We start from the raw sequence: 3532 nt of genomic DNA on the forward strand, positions 1-3532 counted from the left end.
CCCGCCGCGTCGGCCCGGGCAAGGCGCTCCAGGGCAATCTCGATCCGGCCGTCCTCTTCGCGCCGACCGCCGTGGTGGAGGAGAAGGCCGACGAGGTGCTCGACGCGGCGGCCGGGCTGGAGGGCCATGTCTTCAATCTGGGCCATGGTGTGCTGCCGAGCATGGACCCGGATGCCCTGACCAGGCTGGTGGAGTACGTCCACACCAGGACCGCCCGCTGAGCGCGCAGGGACCGGGGCCTCTCGTCCCCGGCTACATTCCCGCCGCCCGTACCGCCGTCGTCGCCTTGCGCGCGGCGACCAGCACCGGATCCCAGACCGGTGAGAACGGCGGCGCGTAGCCGAGGTCCAGGGTCGTCATCCGCTCCACGGTCATCCCGGCCGTCAGCGCGACCGCCGCGATGTCCACGCGCTTGCCCGAGCCCTCGCGGCCCACGATCTGAACGCCCAGCAGCCGGCCCGTACGGCGCTCCGCGAGCATCTTCACTGTCATCAGGGCCGCGCCCGGATAGTAACCGGCGGTGTTGGTGGACTCGATGGTCGCGGTGACGAACTGGAGGCCCGCGCGGCGGGCGTCCTTCTCGCGCAGTCCCGTACGGGCGATCTCCAGATCGCAGACCTTGCTGACGGCCGTACCGACCACGCCGGGAAAGGTGGCGTAGCCGCCGCCCGCGTTCGCGCCGATGATCTGGCCGTGCTTGTTCGCGTGGGTGCCCAGGGCGAGATGGCGGGTGGTGCCGGAGACCAGATCGAGGACCTCCACACAGTCGCCGCCCGCCCAGATGTTCTCGTGGCCGCGCACCCGCATCGACTGATCGGTGAGCAGTCCGCCGTGCGGCCCGAGCGGCAGCCCGGCGGCGCGGGCGAGCGAGGTCTCCGGTACGACACCGATCCCGAGCACGACCACATCGGCCGGATACTCGGCGTCCTCGGTGGCCACGGCCCGCACCCGGCCGTCCTCGCCGGTGAGGACCTTGGTGACCGGCGCGCCTCCCACCGTGGTGATGCCCATCCCGTCCATCGCCTCATGGACCAGCCGGCCCATGTCCGGATCGAGCGTGGCCATCGGCTGCTCGTCCTGGTGGACGACCGTGACCTCGTAACCGCGCTTCAGCAGCGCCTCGGCCATCTCCACACCGATATAGCCCGCGCCCACGACGACCGCGTGCCGGCCGCGCGTGCCGGCCAGCGTGTCCAGCAGCGCCTGGCCGTCGTCCAGTGTCTGTACGCCGTGCACGCCCGGCGCGTCGATCGCGGGCAGCGCCGGGCGCACAGGGCGCGCGCCGGTCGCGATGACCAGCTTGTCGAAACCGGTCCAGCTCTCGCTGCCGTCGCTGAGATCCCGCGCCAGAACCCGCTGCCCGGCCACATCGATCTCCATGACCTCCGTACGTGTACGGAGGTCGATGGCGCGCTCGCGGTGCTCCTGCGGAGTACGGGCGATCAGATCGTCGCGGTCGGTCACGTCGCCGCTCACCCAGTACGGGATGCCGCACGCCGAGAACGAGGTGAAGTGGCCGCGTTCGAAGGCGACGATCTCCAGTGCCTCCGGGCCCTTCATCCTGCGGGCCTGCGATGCGGCGGACATGCCCGCCGCATCGCCGCCGATGACCACCATGCGTTCCGCCGCCATTGCGCGTCCCTTCGTTGCGTATCCATGGGAAACGCTACGCGGGCGCAGCCCGGATCAGTCCTCCGGTGCGGCCCCCGGGGCCGGCCCGGCGGGAGCGGTGGAACCCTTTCCTTCAGGAGCGGCCGGGACCGTCGTGGGACGTCCCTGGTGTGCCCCGGTCACGGGCAGCAGCCGGCGCGCCAGCCGCCACAGCGCGTAGAGCACGGCGAGCGCCACGGCGAACGGCGCCACCGCGCCGATCACGACCGCGATCCAGCGCAGTGTCGCCGTGAACGCGTCCCAGCCGCCGCCCAGCGCGTCCAGGAAGCCCGGGTCCTCCTCCTTCTTCTCCGGCTTCACGACCGGCGCCTCGGAGAGCTCCAGAGTGATCGTGGCCAGCGTGGTGCGGTCCTTGAGCGAGGCCTGCTGGGCGAGCAGTGACTCCAGCGCGGCCTGACGGCTGCTCAGCTCGCCCTCCAGCGCGACCACATCGCCGAGCTTGGTGGCCCGGTCCATCAACTCCCGTATCCGTGCCACGCTCACCCGCTGCGAGGCGATCCTGCTGTCCACGTCGACCACCTGGTCGGTGACGTCCTTGGCGTTCGCCTTACGGGCCAACAGCGTGCCGGTGCCGGTCAGTTCGGCCAGGACCGAGTCGTACTCGTCCTGCGGCACCCGCAGCACGATGCGCGACATCACATAGGAGTCCTCGTCCCGTTCGGTGGACTCGTTCTCGACCAGGCCTCCGGCGTTCACGGCGGCGTCCCGCGCCGTGGACAGCGCCTTCTGGGTGTCCTTGACGCGTACGGTCAGTTCGGCGGTACGGATCACATGCGTGCCTGCCCGCGAGGGCGGTGCGCTCGCTTTCACGCCTTCGCTGCCCGGCGCCTGTGCCGCCCGGTCGGCCGCTCCGGCGCCTTCCTGCTTGCCGCCCTGTGCGGGAACGGCCTTCGCGTCCGAGGCCGAAGTCTGACTCGTGGAGTCGTTCGCACCGCATCCGGCGAGTGCGAGCGAGATGGTGAGTAGTGCCGCCGCGAACGCGGGTGTCCTGCGCATACCGGCCCCCCAAGGTGAAAATCAGATGACGCCGGTTCGACGTTCGGGCCCTGTGGGCGGGTTGCCCGTTTCCGGTTCCGAAGCGGTCACGGTCGGGACTCGTTACGGGTTTGAGAGAGTGGAGCCATGGAGCCGAGCGCGCAGCACGTGGACACACACACCGGTCATGTCGTTGTCATCGGAGGTGGTATCGCCGGTCTGGCGGCGGCCCACCGGCTGCTGGGCGCCGGGATCGACGTGACGCTGCTGGAGGCCACCGGCCGGCTCGGCGGCAAGCTGTACGCCGGTGAGATCGAGGGCGCGCACGTCGACCTCGGAGCCGAGTCGATGCTCGCGCGCCGCCCGGAGGCCGTCGAGCTGGCCCGCGCCGTCGGGCTCGGCGGACTGCTCCAGCCGCCCGCCACCGCCACCGCCTCGGTCTGGACCCGTGGCGAGCTGCGGCCGATGCCCAAGGGCCATGTGATGGGCGTGCCGGGCGATCCCGCCGCGCTCGCCGGTCTGCTCTCCGAGGAGGGCCTGGCCCGGATCGCCCGCGAGCCCGAACTGCCGCCCTCGGAGATCGGTGACGACGTATCGGTCGGCGCGTATGTCGCCGAGCGGCTCGGCAGGGAGGTCGTCGACCGGCTGGTGGAGCCGTTGCTCGGCGGCGTCTACGCGGGCGACGCGTACCGCATCTCCATGAAGTCGGCCGTCCCGCAGCTCTTCGAGGCGCTCAAGAGCCAACACTCGCTGCTGGAGAGCGTCCGCGCCCTCCAGGCGGAAGCTGCCGTGGCGCAGCGGTCGGCAGGCGAGGCCGGCGCGGTCTTCGCGGGCATCGAGGGCGGCGTGGGCCGGCTGCCGGGCGCCGTGGCCGACGCCGGACGGG

4 protein-coding genes are annotated in these 3532 nt (G+C 71.6%); 2 read left to right on the top strand and 2 right to left on the bottom strand.

Going from position 1 to position 3532, the window contains the following annotated elements; translation table 11 throughout:
• The coding region (locus GA0115259_RS32650) for a uroporphyrinogen decarboxylase family protein (RefSeq protein WP_272921244.1) at positions 1 to 221 on the top strand (221 nt) is incomplete at its 5' end.
• Between the two features lie 31 nt (positions 222 to 252).
• Here GA0115259_RS32650 and GA0115259_RS32655 read toward each other — a convergent pair.
• A complete protein-coding gene (locus tag GA0115259_RS32655) occupies positions 253 to 1632 on the bottom strand; it encodes an FAD-dependent oxidoreductase (RefSeq protein WP_093603658.1) in 1380 nt (459 codons plus the stop codon).
• A gap of 54 nt (positions 1633 to 1686) precedes the next feature.
• Positions 1687 to 2667 carry a DUF4349 domain-containing protein gene (locus tag GA0115259_RS32660; protein WP_093603660.1) on the bottom strand — a complete coding sequence of 327 codons (981 nt, stop codon included), beginning with the start codon at positions 2665 to 2667 and terminating at the stop codon, positions 1687 to 1689.
• Between the two features lie 126 nt (positions 2668 to 2793).
• On the opposite strand from GA0115259_RS32660, the gene hemG reads away from it, so the two are divergent.
• The coding region (gene hemG / locus GA0115259_RS32665) for a protoporphyrinogen oxidase (RefSeq protein ID WP_093603662.1) at positions 2794 to 3532 on the top strand (739 nt) is incomplete at its 3' end.

The sequence above is a fragment of the Streptomyces sp. MnatMP-M17 genome, from assembly GCF_900091995.1.
Taxonomy (GTDB): domain Bacteria; phylum Actinomycetota; class Actinomycetes; order Streptomycetales; family Streptomycetaceae; genus Streptomyces.